The 24265-nt window shown below is 46.1% G+C and carries 14 protein-coding genes and 1 tRNA gene; 11 read left to right on the top strand and 4 right to left on the bottom strand.

Annotation, left to right across the window (positions count from 1 at the left end):
- Window positions 1-146: 146 nt before the first annotated feature.
- A complete protein-coding gene (locus tag IEX62_RS08505; protein ID WP_308422634.1) occupies window positions 147-599 on the top strand; it encodes a MarR family winged helix-turn-helix transcriptional regulator in 453 nt (150 codons plus the stop codon).
- 199 nt (window positions 600-798) lie between these two features.
- On the top strand, window positions 799-1389 hold the full coding sequence (locus IEX62_RS08500) for an NAD(P)H-dependent oxidoreductase (protein WP_188774992.1): 591 nt from the start codon (window positions 799-801) through the stop codon (window positions 1387-1389).
- Between the two features lie 211 nt (window positions 1390-1600).
- Here IEX62_RS08500 and IEX62_RS08495 read toward each other — a convergent pair whose 3' ends face one another.
- Complete coding sequence (locus IEX62_RS08495) at window positions 1601-3301, bottom strand: methyl-accepting chemotaxis protein (RefSeq protein WP_188774991.1); 1701 nt, start codon at window positions 3299-3301, stop codon at window positions 1601-1603.
- A gap of 531 nt (window positions 3302-3832) precedes the next feature.
- On the opposite strand from IEX62_RS08495, the gene IEX62_RS08490 reads away from it, so the two are divergent.
- The 7 genes from IEX62_RS08490 to IEX62_RS08460 all read left to right on the top strand — a co-directional run bounded on the left by IEX62_RS08490 (window position 3833) and on the right by IEX62_RS08460 (window position 16597).
- A complete protein-coding gene (locus IEX62_RS08490; RefSeq protein WP_229685696.1) occupies window positions 3833-5143 on the top strand; it encodes an MATE family efflux transporter in 1311 nt (436 codons plus the stop codon).
- 302 nt (window positions 5144-5445) lie between these two features.
- Window positions 5446-6546, top strand: coding sequence for an ATP-binding protein (locus IEX62_RS08485; protein ID WP_188774990.1), 1101 nt, complete (start codon window positions 5446-5448; stop codon window positions 6544-6546).
- 42 nt (window positions 6547-6588) lie between these two features.
- Complete coding sequence (locus IEX62_RS08480) at window positions 6589-9228, top strand: DUF5682 family protein (protein ID WP_229685681.1); 2640 nt, start codon at window positions 6589-6591, stop codon at window positions 9226-9228.
- Between the two features lie 36 nt (window positions 9229-9264).
- Window positions 9265-10443 carry a VWA domain-containing protein gene (locus IEX62_RS08475; protein WP_188774989.1) on the top strand — a complete coding sequence of 393 codons (1179 nt, stop codon included), beginning with the start codon at window positions 9265-9267 and terminating at the stop codon, window positions 10441-10443.
- 253 nt (window positions 10444-10696) lie between these two features.
- On the top strand, window positions 10697-14272 hold the full coding sequence (locus IEX62_RS08470; protein WP_188774988.1) for a DUF4132 domain-containing protein: 3576 nt from the start codon (window positions 10697-10699) through the stop codon (window positions 14270-14272).
- Between the two features lie 21 nt (window positions 14273-14293).
- Window positions 14294-16177, top strand: a complete 1884-nt coding sequence (locus IEX62_RS08465; RefSeq protein WP_188774987.1) for an SWIM zinc finger family protein — start codon at window positions 14294-14296, stop codon at window positions 16175-16177.
- Window positions 16178-16324: 147 nt separating this feature from the next.
- Window positions 16325-16597, top strand: coding sequence for a hypothetical protein (locus IEX62_RS08460; RefSeq protein WP_188774986.1), 273 nt, complete (start codon window positions 16325-16327; stop codon window positions 16595-16597).
- Window positions 16598-17102: 505 nt separating this feature from the next.
- Here IEX62_RS08460 and IEX62_RS08455 read toward each other — a convergent pair.
- Together IEX62_RS08455 and IEX62_RS08450 are read right to left on the bottom strand one after the other, a co-directional pair.
- A complete protein-coding gene (locus IEX62_RS08455) occupies window positions 17103-18011 on the bottom strand; it encodes a WYL domain-containing protein (protein WP_188774985.1) in 909 nt (302 codons plus the stop codon).
- Window positions 17998-19293, bottom strand: coding sequence for a helix-turn-helix transcriptional regulator (locus IEX62_RS08450; RefSeq protein WP_188774984.1), 1296 nt, complete (start codon window positions 19291-19293; stop codon window positions 17998-18000). Before IEX62_RS08450 ends, IEX62_RS08455 begins: the two co-directional genes overlap by 14 nt.
- Before the next feature lie 331 nt (window positions 19294-19624).
- Between IEX62_RS08450 and IEX62_RS08445 the strand changes: the two genes are divergently transcribed.
- Together IEX62_RS08445 and IEX62_RS08440 are read left to right on the top strand one after the other, a co-directional pair.
- A tRNA-OTHER gene (locus tag IEX62_RS08445) sits at window positions 19625-19689 on the top strand.
- 797 nt (window positions 19690-20486) lie between these two features.
- On the top strand, window positions 20487-22025 hold the full coding sequence (locus IEX62_RS08440) for a TROVE domain-containing protein (RefSeq protein ID WP_188774983.1): 1539 nt from the start codon (window positions 20487-20489) through the stop codon (window positions 22023-22025).
- Window positions 22026-22119: 94 nt separating this feature from the next.
- Here IEX62_RS08440 and IEX62_RS08435 read toward each other — a convergent pair whose 3' ends face one another.
- Window positions 22120-23853, bottom strand: a complete 1734-nt coding sequence (locus IEX62_RS08435) for a cellulase family glycosylhydrolase (RefSeq protein ID WP_188774982.1) — start codon at window positions 23851-23853, stop codon at window positions 22120-22122.
- Window positions 23854-24265: the final 412 nt, after the last annotated feature.

Raw genomic sequence — 24265 nt, 5'->3', positions numbered from 1 at the left:
TGTATACATAAATAAGTATGATGAATTATAGAAAGATGTAGAGAAGGTAAAGAGTAGCCTATAGTGTTACCTCTCTTCCTTGCTAACAGCCTCGACAATATCAGATTTGGCTGCTAAATAAAAAACATATCCTTGCAAATGCATAGATGTCTATGTATAATGAATTCATGCCTAAATATTATGCCACATCGATCATTAGTAAAATTCGTGATGAACTGCATCGACTTATTGTTTTTGAGCTAGAGCAACATGGTGTTGAAGGAATTGTACCCTCACATGGTGATATTCTAGTGTTTCTGTATCAAAAAAATGGACTTTCTGTCAAAGAACTAGCAGAGAAAATTCATCGCAAACAGCCAACCGTCACGGTACTCGTCGATAAATTAGCTCGATTGGGTTATGTCGAGCGGGTAAAGAGTCAAGACGATAGCCGCATCACACTCATTTATCTTACTGAAAAGGGAAGAGAGCTGGAGCCGCTTTTTCACCGTATTTCCGCGACTGTGAATGCAGCTGTATATGACGGATTTACAGAAGAGCAGCAGGAGCAGCTAGAGCAGATGCTTGCTGTTATTTTAAGCAGAGTTTCGGAGCGTTAGGCGAGGCGCTTGTCGCTCCTGAATTTGTTTGGAAGTGAACCAATCTGACAAGATGCAGTGTTCGCGAAATGGATCGAGTGTGATCGAGATGCTATTGGGGTCATAAGGCTATATTTTTTTGTGAAATACATAGATGTCTATATTTTGATGAGGATCGTCTATGCTTATTTTTATATCTTATTTTATGGAGGAATGGACAATGAAGCATTTGATCGTTTACGCTCATTCGAATACACAAAGCTTGAATCATTCTATTCTCGAAACAACGGTGCATGCTCTGAAAGAGCAGGGGCATGAGGTGGTCGTACGTGATCTGTATGCACTTCAGTTTGATCCGGTATTCACACCGAAGGATAGTGAAGCGATGCGTGCAGGCCATATACCAGCAGACATTCAGACAGAACAGGAGTATGTTCGTGCTGCGGATGTGATCACATTTATTTATCCCGTGTGGTGGGCGGGGTTACCTGCAATTTTGAAGGGCTATGTGGATCGTGTATTTTCCTATGGATTTGCTTATGCGTCGGATGAAACTGGTGTTGTACAGCTACTGAAGGGCAAACAGGGCTTTATGATCAGCACCCACGGTACGCCGAATGATATCTATGATCAGATCGGCATGACGGAAGGGATGCGAATGACAACGGATGCAGGAATTTTCGGCTTTGTCGGTATCGAAGCAGTAGGGCATCTATTCCTGGGCAGTATTGGCTATTTGGATGCAGCAGGGTATGAGCAGCTTTTGAGCCAAGTGAATACGACAGTAAAAGAATTGTTCCCACACGCATAACGCGCGTATACGGAGTACGATGCGTACAAGCATTATGTCATTAACAAACAGCCAGCTTCCTCCACTAGATTGGAGAAAGCTGGCTGTTTGGCGTTTGCATCGTATGGTAAACCGCAGTGGTAATCTATAATTATCAGGTACGATCAAGCTAGGCATAGGTATCCACTTGCCTAATCGATATTCATATCAATCTGCGAATCTAATGCGATCATTATACCTTACAGTTAGCGACAAGCTGTTGCAGCTGTTCAGCAAGCGTGGACAGGTGACGTGCAGACGAAGCTACATCCTCCATTGTGGACAATTGTTCTTCACTTGCGGCATTCATCTCTTCAATGCCAGCAGCCCCTTGCTGGGATAATGCACTCAGATGCTCCATCGCTTCAGCGATCGACTGGGATTGTGTATTCGTATCACGGATCAGCTGACCTGCTACATTCACCTGCTCGGCTGTATGCAGAACTGATTGCTCGATCGCGGTGAACGCTTCGCTAACCTGTTGACTGCTGCTTACACTTGCCTGCACGCTTTCTACTGATTCCTGAATCTGCTCTACAGCATGATTGCTCTCTGCCTGTACATCCTCAATCAAGCTGCTGATCGTTGTAGATGCATCGGCAGCACTTTCAGCAAGCTTACGAATCTCATCTGCCACTACGGCAAAGCCACGACCGGATTCACCTGCACGTGCAGCTTCGATTGAAGCGTTGAGTGCCAGTAGATTCGTTTGACGAGCGATTTGCTGAATAGCGGAAGAAGCGAAGCCGATCTGCTCGGACTTGCCGTTCAGATTGGTGAGCACTTGCAATGTATCATGAATATCTCCAGAGAGCTTCTGAATACGGGTTTGAATCCCACTAACCTCCTGCTGACCTTGTGCAGCGGTTTGCTTCATCGTACCTGTCATGCCTTCCACACTGGAAGCGGAGCCAGCAATGTCACTCATACGACCAGCCATTTGATTAACAGCCTCATTGACCTGAATAACGGTCGTTGTTTGTGAATTGAAGCCAGTCGAAAGTTCGCCAGACGAAGACGCGATATGCGAAGAAGCGCGTGCAGTCTGATCGGCGCTCGCTGTAAGCTCTTCAGAGGAAGCAGAGAGCGTCAGGGCACTTTCATCAATGTTTTTGATCAATTTACGGATGTTAGTGACGAGCGTATTAAATGCAGCTGAGACTTTACCAATCTCATCTCTGGATTCATACGTAGACATCACCGTAAAATCCTGCTCAGCAGCGCGACCCATCAAGTCCTGAATTTGACGAAGCGGCTTCGCGATTAGACTGACAATCCACAGTCCAATAATCAGGGCGAGAATAAGCCCTGCTGCCAGAATAGTTCCTACCGTGATCATAGAGCGCTTAAATGTAGCATCTGCATTGGCGTTGCTCTCACTTGCTCCGGTGACCATATTTTTCCGAAGCTGATCTGTATCTGCACTCAGCTCTAAACGAATAGTTCGTAGATCGCCATAGGCCTGACGTGCTGCATCCTTTTGATTTTTGCTGATTGCATCAATCATACTTTGTTGAGCAGCATCAAAGCGTGCATCTGCCGCTTTGACTTTGTCGTATAAAGCTTTGTTCGTTTGATCAAATGAGATTTTATCTAAAATAGCATACGTTTGATCCGTGTTTTGAGTCGTGGCATTGATTTTTTGAGTTAGCTCGGACTGACTTTCATTGAAGGAGCCATCCAGCATACGCAGTAAGCGAATTTCATTTAAGCTATAATTAGAAATGTTTTGATCGAATAAAACGATGGAGTTTAGATGCTTGGTGTACATATCTGAGGCGAGATTAGCCATACGGCTAGTTGAGGTAAAGCTATTGATGCCGAGTACGGCCATAATAAGTAGATTGATAACGATAAAAATTAGGATTTTTGTTCTCACTGATATATTTTTCAAGAATGATCAGCTCCAATTATAAAATGAATCAAGCCATAAATAATGATAGGTTAAATGAGTCATGTAAAATATAATACATATCTGTCATCATTCATTGATATGAGCGCTCTGATCAATGAGGGTAGATGTCAATGTATAGAAAATGGAAATGAACTCCTTTCTGGACATATATCGGTGTTAGCGGTGCATTTTTTTATGGAAACATCTTAATTATGAAGAAATAATTAAGATCATTACAACCATCATTAAACAGTTGTAGTCAAAAGGAATCATGACTATATTACTAATAAACATTAAATATCACTCGTGATTAGATCATATTTCGGTAAAATTTTAAGAAATTTTATAGTTTTGGTTGAGTAATTGTAACAATTTGTACATCTGTGTCTAATTATTAAATAAATCATAATTTTTTTGTCGAATGAAACGAAATCGATTATACTCGGTATGGATTGTCTCTTTACATATGTTCAAGCAAGGGAGCTGAATACCATCATCAAGCAGCCTTCACCCACGCATCGTGATTATTTGATGCTCAGCTTACCGCTGATTGTGTCTACGATTACGACTCCGTTACTCGGTCTGGTCGATACCGCTGTCGTTGGGCATTTGTTCGATCCAGCCTATCTAGGTGGAACGGCGATCGGGACTTTGATTTTTAATACGATGTACTGGCTGTTTGGCTTTTTGCGAGTAAGTACATCGGGCTTTGCAGCACAGGCGAGAGGCAAGGATGATCTACGTGCAGGAGCGGATGATTTACTTCGTCCGCTGGCGATTGCGCTGGTGATCGGACTTTGTTTTATCGTTTTGCAGGTGCCGATCTTTAAAGGGGCATTATGGTTGATGCGTCCAGATGCTAATGTTGCGCACTGGGCAGGCGTCTATTTTCATATTCGCATCTGGGGCGCACCGATTACACTGCTTAACTATGTATTGATTGGCTGGTTAATGGGCATGTCGCATATTCGGCAGACCCTGATCGTACAGATTTCGATGAATGTGCTGAATATGGCGCTAGCGATCTGGTTTGCACAAGGGTTACATTTTGGCGTAACTGGTGTAGCAGCAGCCACATTATTTGCGGAAGGCATTGCCCTGATTGCAGGATTATGGTTTGTATGGCGTTCTCCTTATATGCAGCTGGCGCTTGTTCGCTGGAAGGGTCTGTTTGCATGGAGTAGTCTGCTGCCTATGTTCCGTGCTAATGGAGATCTGCTTGTACGCACGATTTGTCTGCTGGCGATGTTCAACATTTTCACCGCACAGAGCACTGCTTTTGGGCCGGAGCTACTAGCAGCGAATTCAATTCTAATTCAGCTGCATTATATGATGGCATACTTCTTTGACGGATTTGCGAATGCAAGCTCGATCTATGCTGGACGGGCAAAGGGGGCTGGAGATTCAGGCTTGCTTCGCCGCAGCTTGCAGCTCACACGAACATGGACGTTGCTCACAGCGCTACTGCTTACGCTTATTTATGGAGTGGGGCGCGAGCTGTTGGTTCGTCTGTTTAGCGATAACGAAGCAGTGATCAGCCTGGCGCTTGCTTATAATGGCTGGTTATTGTTATTTCCGATCTGTGCAGGCTTTGGTCTGGTGTTTTATGGTATCTTCACAGGCATGACGTTAACAGCACCTGTGCGTAACTCGATGCTGCTGGCTTTGCTGCTGTATGTGCTTGCATGCTGGATTCTAGTGCCACTGTACGGTAATCATGGATTATGGATTAGCTTTCTGTTATTTGCGGTTGGGCGTTCTGTGTTTCTGGTGATGTATGTGCCGGGGCTGGAGAAAAGGTTGATCGGTCAGATATCAGAGCGTGCGGAATCGACAAGCTAAAAGTATGGAGAAATACAAGTAAAGGTGGATGTGTACTATTAAAATCAAATAAGACTGGATATCGTGTTGAAAAGGCTATCGGGTGCGTTCGATAGCCTTTTTTTATTATTCTACTGTTCGTGCTTACTGCATGCTCAGGCGCTCACCCATAGCGATACAGTATAAAAATAGAAAATACCTCAGGTCTTTTGGCTTATTTTTGTGGAGAACGCTTGCTGTTATTCGCTTTGCCATGTTAGATATGGTAGAATAAGAGCAAAAAAAGGGAACATATGATCTTGTTACTGGAGGGGAGTATGGTCATGAATGAGATGATGAAGCCGCCTGCCGAGGTGCTTTATGATAAGGAATTACAGGCATTACGTCAGGAGGATGGAGGGAAGCGTCCACCAAACTGGCAGCTATCACCTGCATACATACGAGATTTTATTATTGGACGGGATCGACCTGCTTTGCTTGACGGAGAACAGGTGCCGATCACACGGAAGTTTTATGGGAATGATATTTTGATCGAGCGCGCGATCGTTACGCTAGCGGGTAACCGCGGACTGATGCTAGTCGGCGAGCCGGGAACAGCGAAGACGATGTTAAGCGAGCTACTGTCAGCCGCGATCTCCGGTACAAGCACCAATACGATTCAAGGTACGGCAGGTACGACCGAGGATATGATCAAGTATTCGTGGAATTATGCGATGCTGCTGGATAAAGGACCTTCTGAGCAGGCGCTTGTACCGTCTCCACTCTATCATGGTATGAAGCATGGCGTAGTGACCCGATTTGAAGAAATTACACGCTGTCCGTCCGAAGCGCAGGACAGTCTAATCAGTATTTTAAGTGATAAAGTGATGAATATTCCTGAGCTGGATGGCGGTGTGTTATTTGCCAAGCCGGGCTTTAATGTGATCGGAACTGCCAATATTCGCGATAAAGGCGTAAATGAGATGAGTAGCGCACTCAAGCGTCGTTTTAACTTTGAGACGGTGAAGCCGATTGGTAATGTAAAAATGGAAGCTCAGATTATCGAGGCACAGGCGCATAATTTATTGCTGCATAGCGGTATTGATATTCCAGTAGAGCGTGAAGTGGTAGAGCTGCTGGCAACGACCTTTATGGAGCTTCGCACAGGCAAAACAAAAGAAGGCTATAAGATCGATATTCCCCAATCCGTGATGAGTACAGCTGAAGCGGTATCCGTCTATGTACAGAGCGCAATGACCTCCTATTATTATGAAAATGGTGGCGTAACGATGGATCGACTTGTACAGAATATGCTCGGTACGGTGGCAAAAGAAGATGAAAAGGATCTGGGTGCACTCAAAACCTATTTTTCCAGAGTCGTGAAGGAGCGTGCAGGACAGGATCCGATCTGGACAGCTTACTATGAAGCTAAAAAATGGATTTGATCGCTACAAGCTATACCGATTGCAGTATGGAGGTGAATAGTGATGAATGGTGTACCGCAGCAACCCAATCAACAGCAACCTGATCAATCAGTGAGCGCTTCTATATCAAATGAAGGTGCAGCACGATTAGACAATACTTCGCCTGGTATACAGTCGGATGAGAGTTTAGTTAATCTTCAATTGACGACTGCGGATGAGCGGCAGTGGCTGGAGCAGTTGTTTCGACAGCAGGTGTTTAATCGCGAGGCAGGAGTACTTTATATGCCGATTCGGCATCATAGTCCGGGCTGCTCGCATCATCTATTGCGGACGATTGCTGAGTATGAGCCAGAGGTCATTTTGATCGAAGGCCCGGAAGCGGGCAATCCGCTGATTCCGGTACTGGCTGATCCAGCGACTCGAACACCGGTCAGTCTGTACTATACATATGAGCAGGGAGAAGAACGAGGTGCATTCTATTTTCCCATGCTTGCGTGTTCACCGGAATATATTGCGATCTGTGAAGCAGCAAGACGAGGAATCAAGGCTTCGTTTATCGATCTGAATTATCGTGCTCCGCAAACGCTACATAAGGAACAGCAATCAGAGGATGAGAAGTCACAGGAGCATGCTACTGAACAGGGAAACTCGTATCAGGATGAGACGTTGCTAACAAGCTCGTCGTTTATGCATCGATTATGTACGGCGCTGCATTGTCGAAGCTTTGATGAGCTGTGGGATCGCTGGTTTGAAGCGGGAGCTACGAATGCGGTAACCGAACATTATATTGAGGAAATATTTCTGTATTGCTCGCTATCCAGACTATGCTATACATCAGAGCAGCTGGAGCAGGATGGCACGCTGGCACGCGAGCGACATATGCTACAGCATATTGAAGCGGCGCGCCAGCAATATAAACGGGTGCTGGTTATCACGGGGGGATTTCATACACTGGGATTACTTGAGCTGCAAGAAGAACAATATGTACATGCAAGCTCTATCACAGCTCGAAACAATCCGTCACAGCAAGACATCGTATCACCTACTCGTATTACTACCAAAACCAAAATATCGAAGCAGGGTAGTAAGCGTAATCAGCCAGCCAAGCCGATCAAGGAGCAAATCTATCCGATGGTATACACCTTCGAGGAAGCCGATCGGCTCAATGGCTATGCTAGCGGAATGCCCTATGTTGCCTACTATGATGAGGTATGGACGAGGATGCAAAAGGGCATCACACAGCCGGGACAGCAGACGGCGATTCGCTTGTTATCGGTATTAATGAAAGAGCTGCGTCAAGGCGAAGCCGAAGTGTCCACCAGCGATGCAATTGAAGCGTATAGTATGCTGCAAGGTCTGGCTGCTATTCGCGGCAAGCCGGAGGGCAGTGTATATGAGCTACTGGATGGTGTGACCTCCTGCTTCATTAAAGGCGAAGAGACGCTGGTCGCTGTACAGCCCCTTCAACGATTACAGCAGCTACTGACAGGCAACCAGATCGGCGAAGTGGCAAGTAATCCATTTGCTGTCCCGATTGTAGAGGACTTTAAAAAGCAGGCAACAGCTTGCAAGCTCAAGCTACAATTTACCGGTCGACACAAAAAGGTGCTTGATCTGTACACGCGTCCGCAACATCGGCAGATCAGCCGTCTTTTTCATTGCATGACTTTTCTCGGTACAGAGCTAGCTGTATTTGAATCCGGCCCCGATTGGGTAGCTTATCGCGATATTAATCTGATGCGCGAGACATGGACGTATTCGTATTCTTCATTTACCGAGGCACGCTTGATTGAAAATTCGATCTATGGCGGTACAATCGCCGCCGCCGCGACTCGAAGATTGGAAACGATTGTTGCAGAGCTTCCAGAGCAGCATAGCGGACAGGCAACACGCTGGTTATTGCGCGCATTGCTTATGGGATTGGAGCATAGTGTGGATGGATTGCTCCAGCATACACGGCGAGCTTTGCGTCAGGATGGTAGCTTTTTATCTTTATCCGAGGCACTTGTACTGCTAGAGCGTATGTATGAGCATCGACGGTTGTTAGGCTTAGAGGGCGATGCAGGCTTGCCAGAGCTGCTGGAGGAAGCCTATCAGCATACGGTAGCTGCTATGGATACGCTGGAGCATGTGCATCCGGATGACCAGGCGCAGGTTGTGCAGTCGCTCAAGCAGCTACATATGCTCGCGATGACAGGTACTGCCAGCTTTGCATCCGAGCCGCTATATGATCGATTGCAGGAGCTATTAGAGCGAACGGGATTACCTGCTTCTCTGGAAGGAGTATCGGTCGCGATCTTATCTCGAGCAGGTATGCTGCCAGCTTCAGAGATCACAGATCGAGCTAGAAGCTATATGCGCGGAACGCCTCAGCAAATGGCGCATACAGCTGCTTACTTGCAGGGTGTATTTGCAGCGGCGCGAGATGCTTTTTTGTATGATAAGGAGCTATTGAACGAGCTGAATAGTATGCTAGCACGATTATCACATGATGACTTTGTACGTATGATTCCCGAGCTAAGAATGGCATTTACCTTCTTCACACCAGCCGAGACCCGAACGATTGCTACGCGTGCTGCGGAGCTATTGGGTGAATCTGAGCAGGCACTGGATGAACCGGGGCTAGATGAGGAAGTATTGTTACATGCACAGGCGACAGATAAGGCGATCCGACAGGAGCTGGCACGCTGGGGATTACTGTAGCTGGCTGAGGAACTCGGTGGAGAAAGGAGGAACAGCATGACGAATCCGTCAGATCAGGGGACTGAGGAGCAGGAGAATCGCCAGACACTGAATCGATGGCGTTTACTGCTCGGTGAAGCAGCAGAGGAATCACTCCGTGAGGCCGGTGGGGGTAGTTATGACGCTGACCACTTTCAGTATCAAGAGCTAGATGAGGTGCTCGGTTATCTATATGATCGTGAATATGGAGAAGCGCAAGGATACCGGGAGCGAGGACGTGGTGGAGGGTGCGGCGATTCGCAATTGACGGTGCCGCGCTGGCTGGATCATGTGCGCCGCCTGTTTCCAAGCGAAACGGTCGAAATTCTAGAAAAGCAGGCATTGGATCGCTATGGCTTGAGTGAGATTTTATTTGATAAAAAGGTATTAGAATCCATGGAGCCTAATATGGCGTTGCTCAAAAATATTATGCAGTTCAAAGGCCGCATGAAGGGCGAGATATTGCGTAGTGCGCGTGAGATCGTCAGGCAGGTAGTCGAGCAGCTTCGGCGCCAGCTAGAGCAGGAAGTACGAGCCAGTATTATAGGGAAACGTAATCGCTATACCGCGAGTCGTACACGTTCGCTTCGCAATCTGAATTTCAAAAAAACGATTCAACGTAATTTGAAAAATTATGATCGTGATCGGCGCAGACTCGTTATTGATAAGCTCTACTTTGATGGCAATCTACAGCAGCATAATCGCTGGAATATTGTGATCGCTGTGGATGAGAGCGGAAGTATGATGGATTCAGTCATTTATAGCGCGGTGATGGCGAGTATCTTCTATCGACTGGAGACATTGCGAACGCATCTGATCATTTTTGATACCGAGGTGGTTGATCTGAGCGGCCGCCTTGAAGATCCGGTTGATCTACTGATGAGTGTTCAGCTTGGCGGCGGTACACATATCGCCAAGGCGCTACGCTATAGTGAAAAGCTGATTGAGAATCCGGCACGAACGATTGTCGTGCTGGTTAGCGACCTGGAGGAAGGTTATCCGATTCAGAGCATGTATGCGGCATGTAAGGATATTTTGGATGCAGGAAGCCGCTTGATTGTACTACCCGCGCTTAATTATGAAGGCACAGCAGTGTATGATCGTAACGCTGCACGCAGGCTTACGGATATGGGAGCGAATGTGGCTGCGATTACTCCCAATCGCCTAGCAGAATGGATTGGTGAGATTATACGGTAGTAAGCAATATAGATGAATGGAGGGGAAGTTGTAGAATCATTTATACCTAAGCAGGTTGATGTTGCAAGGAAAGTACGTAGATTTTTAATAAGTTCTAAGTTCTAAGTTCTAAGTTCTAAGTTCTAAGTTCTAAGTTCTAAACGACATGACCCAGTGGATGAATTCTATTCTAGATTATATTTCAGATTAAAAGGTAACATGCTCATACGAAATGAGCTATCACCCTATCCTATTGATAACAGGAGGAAATATCATGTCTCTTTCTCAAACGATTGATCCTTTATTAGAGCGCTTTGCTACTTATTTCTCGGAGGAATATTCCAAAACGACTGACCGTTCCAAGTCAATACTCGATTTTATTACAGGTGAGACGGATCAACTGCCAGATATGATGCGGAGTTCTAATATTCGCTCGTACCTCACGATGGATACGTTATCGAAGCTTTCGAAAAAGAAATATGGGGATGCTTTCTACCGTGCTGCTGCTCTGGTACTATATGTATCGAATGATTGGAATCATTTTTATTATGGTAACTGGTATGTGATGGAGATGATGCTAGGAGAAAGCATTAAGAATGCTACATTGGCAGGGAATTCTGCACCTCTTCTAAATGAAGAACATAATGAAGAACATGCAGTGGAAGTGCTTGGATTTATCGCTCGTTATAGTGGCGAAGAGGTGATACATCGCGCATTTGAATTTTTGATATCCAAAAGTCATCTCTATGCACCGGATGCCAAGCCTAAACACCAGTCAGAGCTTGTATCACGCCTGGATCACTCTGTTCAACTCTTGTTATTAATGCGCTACTATAGCAAGCATAATCCGGCTTACATAAATACATTGATCGATAAATTGCCACCATTATTACAAGCTTTGATGACGCACAATCAATCCACATTTGAATATGAACTGACTAAAGTATTGGTATTTCTGTTACCGACCACAACGCAAAGTAAAGATAATCCAAGTGAGCTGGATCTCAAGGAAGACTGGCTACAGGCAAGACGCGAGGCAGTCTGGAATAAAATGTTTCCAGAGCACCCCTTTGCTCAGGTAGCGAGTCAAATTAAACGTGAAGATCGTTATCGTGTGCTAGCTTATGTGAATATCGTCTTTTTCTACCTGCTGAAGCTATATGGTGGTAAAACGCAGCTACTCCAGCAGCAAGACCCCACAGTTATAGCGATATTGGATACACTACGCGCATTGCATGAAGCATTGCCACTGGAGATTCGTGAATCGTTAATGCAGCTGGAAGCGCGCAATACAAAAGCTAATACGGCTTTGGAAGGTATTTTACCATTGGATGAGCCATTTGAGCTGTTAGAGCTTATTCGTACGCAATCTCAACATTCAGTCGCATGGCAAGCCATCCGATCGGCGATAGCTGCTAATCCAAAGCGTGCCAAACGAGCTTATGAGCTCAGTAACAGTGCTTTTATTCGTGTATTGCTTCTTAAAATGCTGATGGATATCGGAGAGCTGGAACAGGACAATACCCTGCTGGAGCAATATGTGCTTGAGGCGCTGGAGGATAAGCACGAGAGCAATGGTGCTGGACACAAGCTGGCAAAGTATTTACGTGGCGAATTCAGAGTAGATAGTATGCACCGTGATCAACAAATGCGTATGTTATGGTCAGGGAAAAACGCTGATCCGAAGCTATTTAAAATGATGTATGTACTATCATACTTGCCTGCTGAGTCAGAATTAGTAAAGCGCTTTTTTATTCTGATCACACAGCCGGATGTGATTACGATGAATGTGCTATCTAATCTATATCGTTCGCCATTTTTCAAAGGGAGTCAGGTACTGGAAGCTTATCGGAATGATCCTGATATTGATACGGATCATTTGCTGAGTGAAATGCTATTGCTACAAGGACATCAGGAATATTATTATGTTTGGATTCCAGAGCAGGAATACCGCACATTGATTCGAGGCGATGTGGATCATGTGCTGAAGCAATATAACAAGCTGCTAGTTGATGGACGTGAGCTTGTGATTGACACGTTACTGAAAGAATCGCTGGATACGAAGAAGGTGGCTCAGGTGCTCAGTCTGGGTATGGGAGATAGCTCTAAGCGTATTAGTGGCTTTGCCCGCTCGGAGTTCGCCCGTCTTGCGAGTGCCGAGCTGTATACGGCTATCTATATGCTGGAGAAGAAGGCGAGCATTAAAGAAATGGTACTGAATGCCATTCGTAGCTTGCCGGATGCACGGAATATTTTTGAAGAGTTATTGAAAAAAGAAAAGTCCGAAGCGTCCCGTTCCTTGCTGCAAGTGTTGATTGATACTGCGGATCAAACTCCAGATGTCGCTCATGCTGCACTCGCAGAGCACGCAGATGTCAAAAAGCTGAAAAGTATCGAGTGGGTACCGGTGGATCAGCTACCCCAGCTAACGTCTATCAATGGAGAAAAGCTGGAGAATAATGCGAATCTCAAGCGCTATCTATTACTGCAATCGCTCGACTACAATAGTGCACCGAATGAGCGTCTGCGTGAGGTGGAGCAGTACGCATCGACGTCATCGCTGGCCGATCTATCCGCTGGTCTGGTGGAAGCATGGATTCAACAGGGGGCACCTGCGAAGGAGAAATGGGTGCTATACCTCGCAGCTCTATTCGGTGATCGTCGTCTGATCAGTCTACTGGGTGGTCAGATTAAAGAGTGGGCGGAGAACAGCCGTGGTGCCATTGCCGCAGAATCGGTACGTGTGCTGGCCTACCTTGCTGATCCAGCTGCACTTATGCTCATCGATAAGCTATCTCGTACAATCAAAAATCGTCAGGTCAAAACAGCGGCGATCGACTCTCTCCAGCTTGCGGCTGAAAATATGAATCTGACACCAGAGCAGCTTGCTGACCGCCTTGTCACTACACTTGGTCTGAATGATAAGGGCGAAATGCAGCTTAGCTATGGCGAGCGTACCTTTACGATTAAGGTGGGAATGGATCTACAGCTACGTGTAATCAATGAAGAGACAGGCAAAGCAGCTAAAAGTCTACCTGCTGCCAATCAGAAGGATGATCCCGAGCTGGCAAAAGCAGCCAAGGCTACGTTCACACAGCTCAAAAAAGACCTCAAAACGATGGTAACACTACAATCACAGCGTTTGGAGGAATCGCTATCCAAACAAAGATTATGGACAGGTGAAGAATGGAAAGCGTTATTTGTAGATAATATTATCATGCGTCAATTTGCGATTAGTCTTGTATGGGGCGTCTATCAAAATGGTGAGCTGATAGATACATTCCGATACATGGAGGATGGGACGTTTAACACCGTTGATGAGGATGAATACGAACTGATGGATGAAATGCAGATTGGTCTCGTACATCCATTAGAGCTATCAAGTGAGCAGATTGCAGCCTGGAAAAGTCAGCTTGAGGACTATGAGATCGTACAGCCGTTCAAGCAATTGGATCGCCGTACGTATACGCTTGAAGAGGAGCAGGAGAACGAGCGTGAGTGGGCAGGCCTTCCCAAGGAGGAATACTCACCAACTGGCTTCCCGAATGCATTGGAACGCTATGGCTGGTACAAAGGACGTGCAGAGGATGGCGGCTTTTACAGAGAATTGTTCAAGCAGTATGACGGTATTGTGGCTGAGCTGGAATTCAGTGGCGCCAGCATCAGTTATTATGAAGGTATGGACGATGTTACGCTGGAAAGGCTGCGATTCCTGCCTACTGAAGATAAAAGCACATGGTATAAGGATTATTCCAATGATACTAGCTTGCTGCTGAAGGATGTACCAGCTCGTTTGTTTAGTGAAACCGTATATGATATTTTGCGCGCGACAGGACAGGCAGACGAATAGACGCTGGAGGTGAATGCGAGGATGGAGTCCTTTACGACACGCCTGAATACTTTTATCGATGGCTGTACAGAGGATTATCTGATCCGGTACGCCAACAAAGGGCTCTATAATCGGGCAAATAAAGATATCGATAAAGGGATAACCGTGCAATATACGTGGACGGGGCAGGAAGCTGTACAATGCATTTTGAGTGATGAGCATATCGTGCAGCTGACCGACGATATAGAGCGATGCACCTGTAACTGTCCTGCTGAGCAACTATGTAAGCATATATTAATTGCTATTTTGTATGAACAGCGTCACCATTTGATCGGTGCTGGTGCTGGTGCTGGTGCTGGTGCTGGTGCTGGTGCTGGTGCTGGTGCTGGTGCTGAAAAATTGTCGGATGCATCCCATTTAGAAGGCGAAGATGAGCAGAATGAAGCTACTATAGATATCGCAAATGATACCGCGTCTGCACATCAATCGGATACCGCCGATCCATCAGAACGAGCAAACCCAGCAAACCCAGCAAACCCAGCAAACCCAGCAAACCCAGCCTCCGTTTCCAACGGATTTGCCTGGATGACAGATGAGCCATTATCGGAGCTATTAAGCGGCTTTACTCATGCCCAGCTGGAGGAAGTGGATTTTCGACTTGGGCTAGAGGAGTCAATTAAGGTCATACACGATACATTATTGACAGTACGTTTAGAGCGTACAGGGGTTGATGTTTCGTTTCAACGTGATAAGGCTGATCTAGCAGCTGCGCTGTGCTCTGTGAAAACAAAGGATGCCCCCATTTATCGATTGGAGGCACTGCTTCGTTATCGTCAGCAGCACGGGATCGATGACCAGCTATCGTTAGAACAGCATATGTACATGTTCTCCAATCATCCGCGGGTGCTTGAGGAAGCCCAGCAACTATTTCGTGAAATGCTACTAACCGGACTGGCAAGATTACCACAAACGGTTACTGCTCGTCTGGAAACGCTGGCGATTACAGCGCGAAGTGAAGGGATGCCTAATCTGGAGCTACTATTACGCGGGATTCAGGGAGAGCTGGAGTTGTTTTTTGCTCGCCATGTGCGTTTTCAAATAGGAATTTTGCGCACACGTCTGATGGAAGCCTACCTTTCTCTGGAAGCATGGCAGCAGGAGATTGGTGCTGCTCAGCGTGCGCGTTTGGCAGGGAGCTTCCGTAGCAAATATTATGCGGTAGCACAGCTCGACCTGTACGGCATCGGTGCCGAGCCCTGGGAAACGCGGTCGGGATATCGGGGCATTACCTGCTATTTATATAGTGCGGCTGAGCGGCGTATTTACACGTATACGGATACGCGTCCGGTATATTATGAATCCACTACATTTAATTATGAAAAACAGTATCAACAGTCTGTAGCATGGCGCCATGCCTTGTCGTTACAGCGATTCGTTCGTGGACAGTGGTCATTCCGTATGGTGAAGATCAATCGAGATCATCGTTTGTCGACAGGAGAGGTTGGAGCTCTGGAAGAACAGCCACGTCAGCCGGTAGAGACTCTCGATTTTGCTTCCTATGAACTGAATGCTGATGCTGATTCTATGGTGAGTGCGACCATAACACTAGCTATACAGCCATCTTTGTTTGGTGAAAATAATAGACAGCTATTAATGCTAGCTATCGCTCAAGTGGAGTCTATCCAATTCGACCGTTTATCTCAAACTACACAAATAAACGTGATAACCGAAGCAGGAGAGCTGCTAGAATTCACACTGCTTGATCATCCCGAATGGCGCCAGCAGCTACAGCGTGTGGAGCGCAGTGAAGCGATTCGTAAGCTGGAGCATTTCCGAGCCCTTGTGCAGACAGATGGACGTCAGTTTTACCCGATTAGCTTTCTGCAAGAAGATCGTATGCTGAATTTGCTGCTAGATCAGTTGTAGAGACTTGATTAGGTAGCGGTGCTCTACTCGAGTAGCTATAATAATGATCGGTAAGGCATATATGTGTGATTATATTTAATGATCGATAGCATGCGATGGGTATAGATTATAAATATAGACTAGATAGAGGCGTAGGGAGGTAGTGTCATGAATCCGGCCGAACAACTACTATCCGAGCTGACCTCGTGGTTGGATAGTGTATTACTACGTGGTCTGGCACAGCTGCGGCTGGACGATCTGCCAGAGCTGGAGCGTCTGATCCGTTCTGCCAAGCGGTTAGGTATGGAGACACTGGTAGAGCTGTTAACCAGACAAGCGGAGCATATTCGTCAGTATACCTTTCAGCCGTCTGAGCCAGAGCCGAAGGAATGGATCGGAAACTTCTTCCGTCTGGCAGCTTATGCAAAAATGGCGATGTGAAAGGGTCAATGCAAAATAACATGGATGCAGTAGAAATAACTTTACTGCAATACAAATAACGCTACTGCAATAGAAATAACGTTAGTGTAATCGAATTAGCGCTGGTGTAACCCAAATAACGAATCACCTAACGAATAACCAAAAGGAGATACGGACATAATCGCCGTATCTCTTTTTCCGTTGTAAGCAAAGAAGGGTGCAGTACATACAAAGTATTTTTAATTACTCATGTGCTCACATTCGCCAAACAAAGCAGTATGACACTGTTCACTTTTGCAAAGGAAGACTACACAGCGGATCATTCAAGAAAATGTATCGTTTTCCCATGGTCGGCTGTGCCTGCGTATGAATAAGTATGGCAATTTATCTCTGCGCAGATCGACTCTAGCGCAGAACAGATATCTTAGATATGGATCCTACGTATCTTAACGCATTCTCCGTGCTATCCTATAGCATCCTAATACAAGCCTGCCTTCACTGTTCAGTTCATGCCGCATCGATTCATCTATTTCTCATCATGCAATGAATCTGTAGCCGCTGTGGACAGTGCATCAGACTCCGACCATTTCTGCTCATTAGACTCTGACCGTTCATCCCCATCGGGTACAGGCACAGGTGTAACTCCATAACGTGACAGTGCACGAAGTGCAGTGTCCTGCATACGCTGTTTGAAATCATCGCCCTCTATAATTTGGACGCGTTTGCCGAGGAAGCGCAGGCGATTCAGCACATATTCCCGTTCGCTATTCGTAAATCGCACATAGATTGAATAGGACTGCTCCTGTTCATCAAAGCGCACGCGTTTATCAAAGCAGGAGAAGGCATGCAAAATACGTGTAAGCTCCTTGTTGTAAATAGGCAACACCTGAATCGCGATCTCATGCCGTTCGGTCTGCATATGTAGCTCCATTCGCTGGCTGACCGCATCATATTGCTGCTTTGTTATTGATTGTTCGGTGACTTTATACATATGCTTGAGACGCGTTGTCATCGGTGCAGAACGGTGCAGGTTGAACCAGTACATATACCATTCCTGACGTGCTGCCGAATATTCGAGCTTCCAGGGTACACCAAGCTCTGGATTCATATGTTGCCCGTATTTGTTATGACGCTGGAGTAGAACGCCTTGCCGCTTCCGCATGATTCGACGAAGTGGAATAAGCAGTTCAGGGAAATCGGTATGCTGGCTGGAAGCTGCCTTTTCGACGATAACCTCATGTACACTCGGCACCTCATCGCGCTCCAATCGTTGCTGCAAACGATTCAGTGTCGATTCGTCCAATGCCAGCTCCGCCGCCGTACTGGACAGCATCAGCTTGAGCCAGGATCGCTCCTGTGAGGTCAGTGTGAAAATCTGTTGCTCCTCCAGCCGGGAAGCAAGCTGATAACTGAAAATTTTCTCAAATGGATTCATAGTAACCAGCCAGCTCCTTCCATTCCTCAATCAATGAGTTACGCAGCCCAACAGGCTCCAGTACCTCGCAGGAGGAGCCAAAGCTACGTAGCCACGGTCGAATCTCCACCCAACCATTTACCTCAATCTCAAATATAAAGCTTGTCTCATCCTCTTCCGTAATGCTGCCCCATTGTCCCTGCATAGCTACCCGTTCACGAATAAAATCATACTGCGTGTCTGGCTTGAAAAAGCGAGCCTTTACCTTGACCATATCACCTGTATCCACGAGCCAGCTATAACGAATTTTGCTATCGACACGAGCGCGACGCTCCTGAAATAGAGTGGATTCAACTGCTTCCTCTCCAGCAATATCAACGATTCCATCCATTCGAAATTTGACGATTCGTCCACCCTCAAGTGTACCGAGCAGATACCAGCGTCCATACTGATGATCGTAAATGATGCGTGCGGGTAAGACACGCTTACGCAGTTGCTCCTGTCCACTACTAAATAGCGGATTCGTACTGCGCGCCCCATAGGTGCGTTTACGACTGGGCGAATAATATTGAAAGGAGACGTATCGCTGCTGTTCCACCATACTCAATAGCGCAGAGAGATGAGCTTCATCCAGAATGCGCGCTTCATAATGGTAGCGATAACAAAATGGCTCTAACAGCGCGTCATCCCAATCCGTTTCGGAAATAGCTGCGCGTAGAGCAATTTTCAGATTATCGCGTAGCAGGTAGCCCTGTACAGATGGAATACGCGTATGCGCCATCACATCGACAAATTCATACAGATCCAGTAGCTCGTCCACAGATAGCTGCTCGATCAGATCATGATTCAGTCGGTAGCGATACGGTCGTCCACCTGGCTCACGACGTACCACGCCGATTTCCTCCAGATATCGCAGATCAGAGCGAATCGTCTTTTCATCTGGTGGTGCTGCGGCATAATCGGCAAGCTGTTCATCGCATAACTCCAGTAGCTCGGATGCTGTATGAGCTTGCTGCTGTAATGCAGTCAGCAGAATGGGAAGGCGGCGACTTTCCGATTCCTTCATCGATTTGGCACGGAATAAAAACATTAGCGCTGGCTCAGCAGAATCTGTATAGCGGTATCCGAATAGCTCGGTCAGATCATTCTCACCATTGAGTTCTTTGAGCCGCCGAATCGTTTTATCAAATGTATGTACAGAAATCCCCAGTCGCCCAGCAAACTGCTGACGATCAAACGCATCTCCAGTTAACGCGAGCAGACGGAGAAACTGAATTTCTTTATCAAAGCTTTCTTTTGCCATGATGATTGGCCTCCTAACTTGCACATCTTGCTTTTACATCTGCACTGCTTTATTAAGCTACTGTTATATTGTAGCATCAATTGACAAAGTAGCTAGTCCACATCAATAGCCGACTTGATGCGAGGCGAACTGGTACAGTTTGAATGACGCTTTGCCTGTAGAAGAAATCCGACGACTCCAGATTATAGAACATGAAGCCGTCTATATTTCATCTTTTTTATACAATTAGCAATTCGCCATACTTTCGCCCTGTTGTTGTCATCCCATCCATGAGAAGATTGGTTCAACAAAGGAACAGTGCACCACACAGTGTACTGACTCACATATCCGAGGCGCCTGAAAGGGTTACTTCGACTGTTAATCGACCGGTCGCCGGTTCGAATCCGGCTTCTGCCGTTCATGGCAGAATAGCTCAGTGGTAGAGCGGTACCGTACCTTTTCACCACTTTCCTCGGATATGTCCCTTACCATTATGAACCTCAAGTGTTACGAGCTTCACTCTATATTCTTTGAAAAATAATACATCCATATCCGAGGCGCCTGGAAGGGTTACTTCGAATCTAATCGACAGGTCGCCGGTTCGAATCCGGTTTCCGCCGTTCATGGCGGAATAGCTCAGTGGTAGAGCGGTAAAAAACCTTTCCACCCTTTTCCTCGGATATGATTTTATAGCATGTAGGATCAGAGTATTTCTGTATAGTGGATGAGTTGTAGCCTGTATAGCATGGCACATAAGTAACACTACCAAATATCATAACGAGGAATAAATTATACCATTTATAGTTCTAGTAACAACGTATAAAAGAATTTTAAAAAAGAGTAACTATTAAGAAAAAGTAGCAAATACAAATAAGCACATACCAAGCTGTAAACGAAGTAAATAGAACGCCCGCCATCCACTATACAGAAATGCCTCTCATCATCCTGAGTATGAAATGAGCATGAACCGAACGCTATAATGATCAGCTTGCGATGACCAGCTCGCCTGCACATCATCAACGGATAGAATCTGCAAGGCATCCCATAAAGTAACACAATCAAGAAAGTAATCCAACCAAGCCCTACCATGATAAGTGTGAATATCAACAACATAAGTATGATTATGAACAACGATAAGCACCAGAATCGGCACCAGCATCAATTACCTAACGTAAACGAACCAATCCAACACCCGTAAAAAAGGAGGAACGATCATGAGCCAGGCTAAAAAATTATTCGACCGTCCAACCCCATCCATCTCTAACCGTGAAGGGTATAAAGCTTACAATCGCAGCGTAGAAGAGGAGTACATTCAGCTCCTGATGACCAATACATTTGCCAATACATTTTATGCGGATAGCAATCAGCTTATTGCTGAAGCCCGTAGCATGCATGAGATGATGCTGGAGCTGGATGCCGAGTTTATGGCACGTGCATTAGTATTTGCTCGTAACGAAGGCTTTATGCGGATGCAGCCCTTATTCGGATTAGCATTATTGTCCAAAGCACGTCCTGATCTATTTGCCGCTGTATTTGACCGCGTTGTGCGTATTCCGTCGGATCTGGCTGATTTTCTGACCATTTTACGTGGGATGGGACGTGGACAGGGAGGACGTGCGGTGAAGCGTCAGGTGAACCGTTTCCTAGCTGGAGTTAGCGAATACTGGGCGCTCAAATACAATGGTCGCGGTCGTGGCTTCAGTCTTGGCGATGTCATCGCGACTGCCCATCCAAAGCCGCAGAATGAGCAGCAACGCCAGCTATATCGCTATTTATGCGGACAGAACGCCGATTTGACAGGCTTTCCACAGCTACAAGCACTGGAACAGCTCAAACAGGCAAAAACAGACGAGGAACGCCTGCAACAGATTCGTGCAGGTAAGCTACCCTACGAAACGGTCACAAGCACACTTCAACCGAGCCGACGCGTTTGGATTGAACTCATGCAGCAAATGCCTGCTTTTGCACTGCTACGTCATCTGAATGCATTGCATCGTCAGGGTGTATTCAACGGGACAGGTACACACAAAGCACGCAAGCTGAAAACACAACATATTGACTATATCCGTTCTCGTTTGCACGATATTGAAGCATTGCGTAAGGCGAAAATTTTACCATTCCGCTTTGCACGTGCCTACCGTGAGATGGAGCTGCCAGAGCTGCGTGATATTCTTGCCGAGGCGGTAGAGCTAAGCTTTAATAATTTGCCAAGCATGCCAGGACGAACGGCTATTTTTCTCGATATTTCCGGTTCGATGAGTGGAGAATATTTGCAGACCGGCTCGATCTTTGCACTTGCGCTGTATAAAAAAACGAGCGGTAACTCGCTATTCTGGACATTTGATACACTGGTACAGGATGCCTGTCCTTCCCATAATGAGAGTATTATGAAGCAAGCCGAACGCATTCATGCACGTGGCGGTACAGATACAGGAGCGCCAGTGCGCGAGCTGATCCGTCAAAAGTACAAGGTTGACCAGATCATTATGATTACGGATGAGCAGCAAAATACAGGTAGTCCATTTTATAGAGAACTGCAAACGTATCGTCATAGTGTCAATCGGGATGCGAAAGCGTTCATTATCGATATCGCACCTTATCGTAGCGCGATGACACCACCGGAGGATCTGAATACCTTCTATGTATATGGTTGGAGTGATACCGTATTGTCGTTTATCGCACAGGCGTCACGAGGCTTTGGTGGAATGGTGAAAACGGTACAGCAGATTGAGCTGGAAGCGGATTCCCTGTAATTGCGCTAACGTCTACCATGATCACCTGCTAGCATTGCAAAAAGCTCGCACCCATCGAATCTGACGGGTGCGAGCTTTTTTTAGCATAATCGAATTAAGAAGCGGTTCCGGTTACGTTGCTACCGTTTTTTGTGATTTTATACGTCACGGTTTCACCACTCCAGAAGTAGAATTTCAGGTTAACGACACCGTCCTGTGTTTCGTTAAACAGGGCAGGCTGGAGCTTGATCGAGTTGCCGCTGTAATTTGGACTAAAGGTTGTTTCGAACTCTTTGTAGGATGTCCAGTTTTGTGGGCCAGCGTTGCCGCCGTTAGCATAGGTCGCTTCCATCGTCGCCAGCTGATCACCGTTAAATGTAGTTGGGATGCTGAACGAGCTTGTTGTGCCCTGTGTGCTCGACAGTTTTGGTGTAGAGTACAGAATAACCTTGAACTTCCAGTCCACACCCTTGTTAAACTTAGCTGTTAATGTAGCTGCTGTACCGAGCTGACCGGAAGCTGTAAGCTTGGAAAGCTGGCTTGCCTTGATCGTGAGTACATTACCGTTCATCGTATAGTCTGTCCCTTGTTGCAGTACCGTATTGCCTGCACTCAGGGAGGAGAACTGATTGCCATTCAGATTCAGATTAATCTGTTTATCTGTCACAGTTGCTCCTTTTTTCAGGTAAATTAGATCGCTATCCGCAGTCGCGGAGCGTGTATTCCAGCTTGTTTTAATCATATTGAACAGCTCTGGGTCTGACCATTGGAAGCTAGTGCGTCCAAAATGCTGTCCATTGTCCCACAGCATCGTAGCGATTTTCTTTTGCTTGGTGTAATAGCCGAGATACTCGAAAAACTTCAGCTTCTCGCCTTGCTCGATCACACCGGTGCTTTTATCAAATCCGAGCAAACCATATTCGCCCAGAATGACTGGAATGCCACGCGCAGTAAAGGTGTTATACACATTATCAAATGTAGTCGTTACATCCTGCTGTACCTCGCTATTGAATTTGGTATAACCAGCGATGTTGACGCTAAATGGCCAGAAGCCGTAGTAATGCACAGTGGCGATCAGGTTGCTATCATTCAGCCTGGTCATTGTATTGTATAGCGCCGTCATACGAGTCTGTGTTGGCGATGCTTCGAGTGTGGACAGGACGAGTGGACGTGTCGCATTTTGCCCACCGGAGCTACGCAAAATGCTGTGGAAGGACACATTCAGCTCATCGAGTAGCTGTTGCTGCTTGCCTTCATCCGTTGTACCACCATCTGTGAAGCGAGGCTCGTTCACACTTTCAAACATCAGCTTGGTGGATGTATTTTTGAAGCGATTCGCGATTTGCGTCCAGACGGCATTATAACGTGCCAGTGTCGCATCGTGCTGAGATTCCATTTTACTAATCCATACCCAGGAGTCGTGGTGCACATTGATCATGACGTACAGATTCTCATTCAATGCCCAGTTCACGACTTCTTCCACACGATTCAAGTAGGTAGCATCGATGGTATAGTTAGGAGCAGCACCGATGTGGGAATCCCAGGTTACAGGAATACGAATACTTTTGTAGCCCTGCGCGGCGATTTGTTTGATCAGGGATTGCGTGACACGCGGATTGCCCCATGCCGTTTCATCTGCACCGACAGAGTCGAGTGAGTTCCCCAGATTCCAGCCCGGCTGCATTGCATCGACATAAGACTGCATGTTAGCCGCAGCAGCGACAGCAGTTTGCGGCTGATCCGTTTCTTCCACGCTCGCTGCGGAGGTGAAAGAAGCAGGAAGAAGAGAGAGTAACAGTGCGGTAGCCATAGTGAAGGAAAACCAAGCTTTGTACCTGCGTTTAGTCATCATATTCTCCTTTGGCATCGTTATTTTTAATATTGAAAGCGCTTTCTGATTTATAAAATATCATACTAATTATTTAAATAACACCTAAAAAATTACAGATAAATTCATGTGGAAATTAGTGATTTTCCATATAACATACAAATATATAATATATAGGAAATTTAATAAGGGGAATGATTTAGCAGAAATGAAGTAGGGATGAGTGAAAGGGTAGGAGATAATATGGAATGCGGAATTTTGCAGTTATGAAGGCGAGTGTGTGAGTGTATGAATGAAGTTGGATGAAGAGGGGGAAGTAGAGAAGAGAAGAGTAGAGTAAACAGATGAAGCAAGTTGAGAAGAAGTAAGTAGGGGAGACTATATAAATGATAAGAATTAGGAAGAGTAGGAGCGCTAAAAAGAGCTAAGAAGA

The organism is Paenibacillus hunanensis (assembly GCF_014645615.1).
Classification (GTDB): domain Bacteria; phylum Bacillota; class Bacilli; order Paenibacillales; family Paenibacillaceae; genus Saccharibacillus; species Saccharibacillus hunanensis.
This window is presented reverse-complemented; position numbering and strand designations above follow the sequence as displayed.

Excerpts from the sequence above, each read along its gene's own strand:
- IEX62_RS08505 (WP_308422634.1), top strand. The coding sequence starts at position 147 with ATGTCTATGTATAATGAATTCATGCCTAAATATTATGCCACATCGATC.
- IEX62_RS08500 (WP_188774992.1), top strand. The coding sequence starts at position 799 with ATGAAGCATTTGATCGTTTACGCTCATTCGAATACACAAAGCTTGAAT.
- IEX62_RS08490 (WP_229685696.1), top strand. The coding sequence starts at position 3,833 with ATGCTCAGCTTACCGCTGATTGTGTCTACGATTACGACTCCGTTACTC.
- IEX62_RS08485 (WP_188774990.1), top strand. The coding sequence starts at position 5,446 with ATGAATGAGATGATGAAGCCGCCTGCCGAGGTGCTTTATGATAAGGAA.
- IEX62_RS08480 (WP_229685681.1), top strand. The coding sequence starts at position 6,589 with ATGAATGGTGTACCGCAGCAACCCAATCAACAGCAACCTGATCAATCA.
- IEX62_RS08475 (WP_188774989.1), top strand. The coding sequence starts at position 9,265 with ATGACGAATCCGTCAGATCAGGGGACTGAGGAGCAGGAGAATCGCCAG.
- IEX62_RS08470 (WP_188774988.1), top strand. The coding sequence starts at position 10,697 with ATGTCTCTTTCTCAAACGATTGATCCTTTATTAGAGCGCTTTGCTACT.
- IEX62_RS08465 (WP_188774987.1), top strand. The coding sequence starts at position 14,294 with ATGGAGTCCTTTACGACACGCCTGAATACTTTTATCGATGGCTGTACA.
- IEX62_RS08460 (WP_188774986.1), top strand. The coding sequence starts at position 16,325 with ATGAATCCGGCCGAACAACTACTATCCGAGCTGACCTCGTGGTTGGAT.
- IEX62_RS08455 (WP_188774985.1), bottom strand. The coding sequence starts at position 18,011 with ATGAATCCATTTGAGAAAATTTTCAGTTATCAGCTTGCTTCCCGGCTG.
- IEX62_RS08450 (WP_188774984.1), bottom strand. The coding sequence starts at position 19,293 with ATGGCAAAAGAAAGCTTTGATAAAGAAATTCAGTTTCTCCGTCTGCTC.
- IEX62_RS08440 (WP_188774983.1), top strand. The coding sequence starts at position 20,487 with ATGAGCCAGGCTAAAAAATTATTCGACCGTCCAACCCCATCCATCTCT.
- IEX62_RS08435 (WP_188774982.1), bottom strand. The coding sequence starts at position 23,853 with ATGACTAAACGCAGGTACAAAGCTTGGTTTTCCTTCACTATGGCTACC.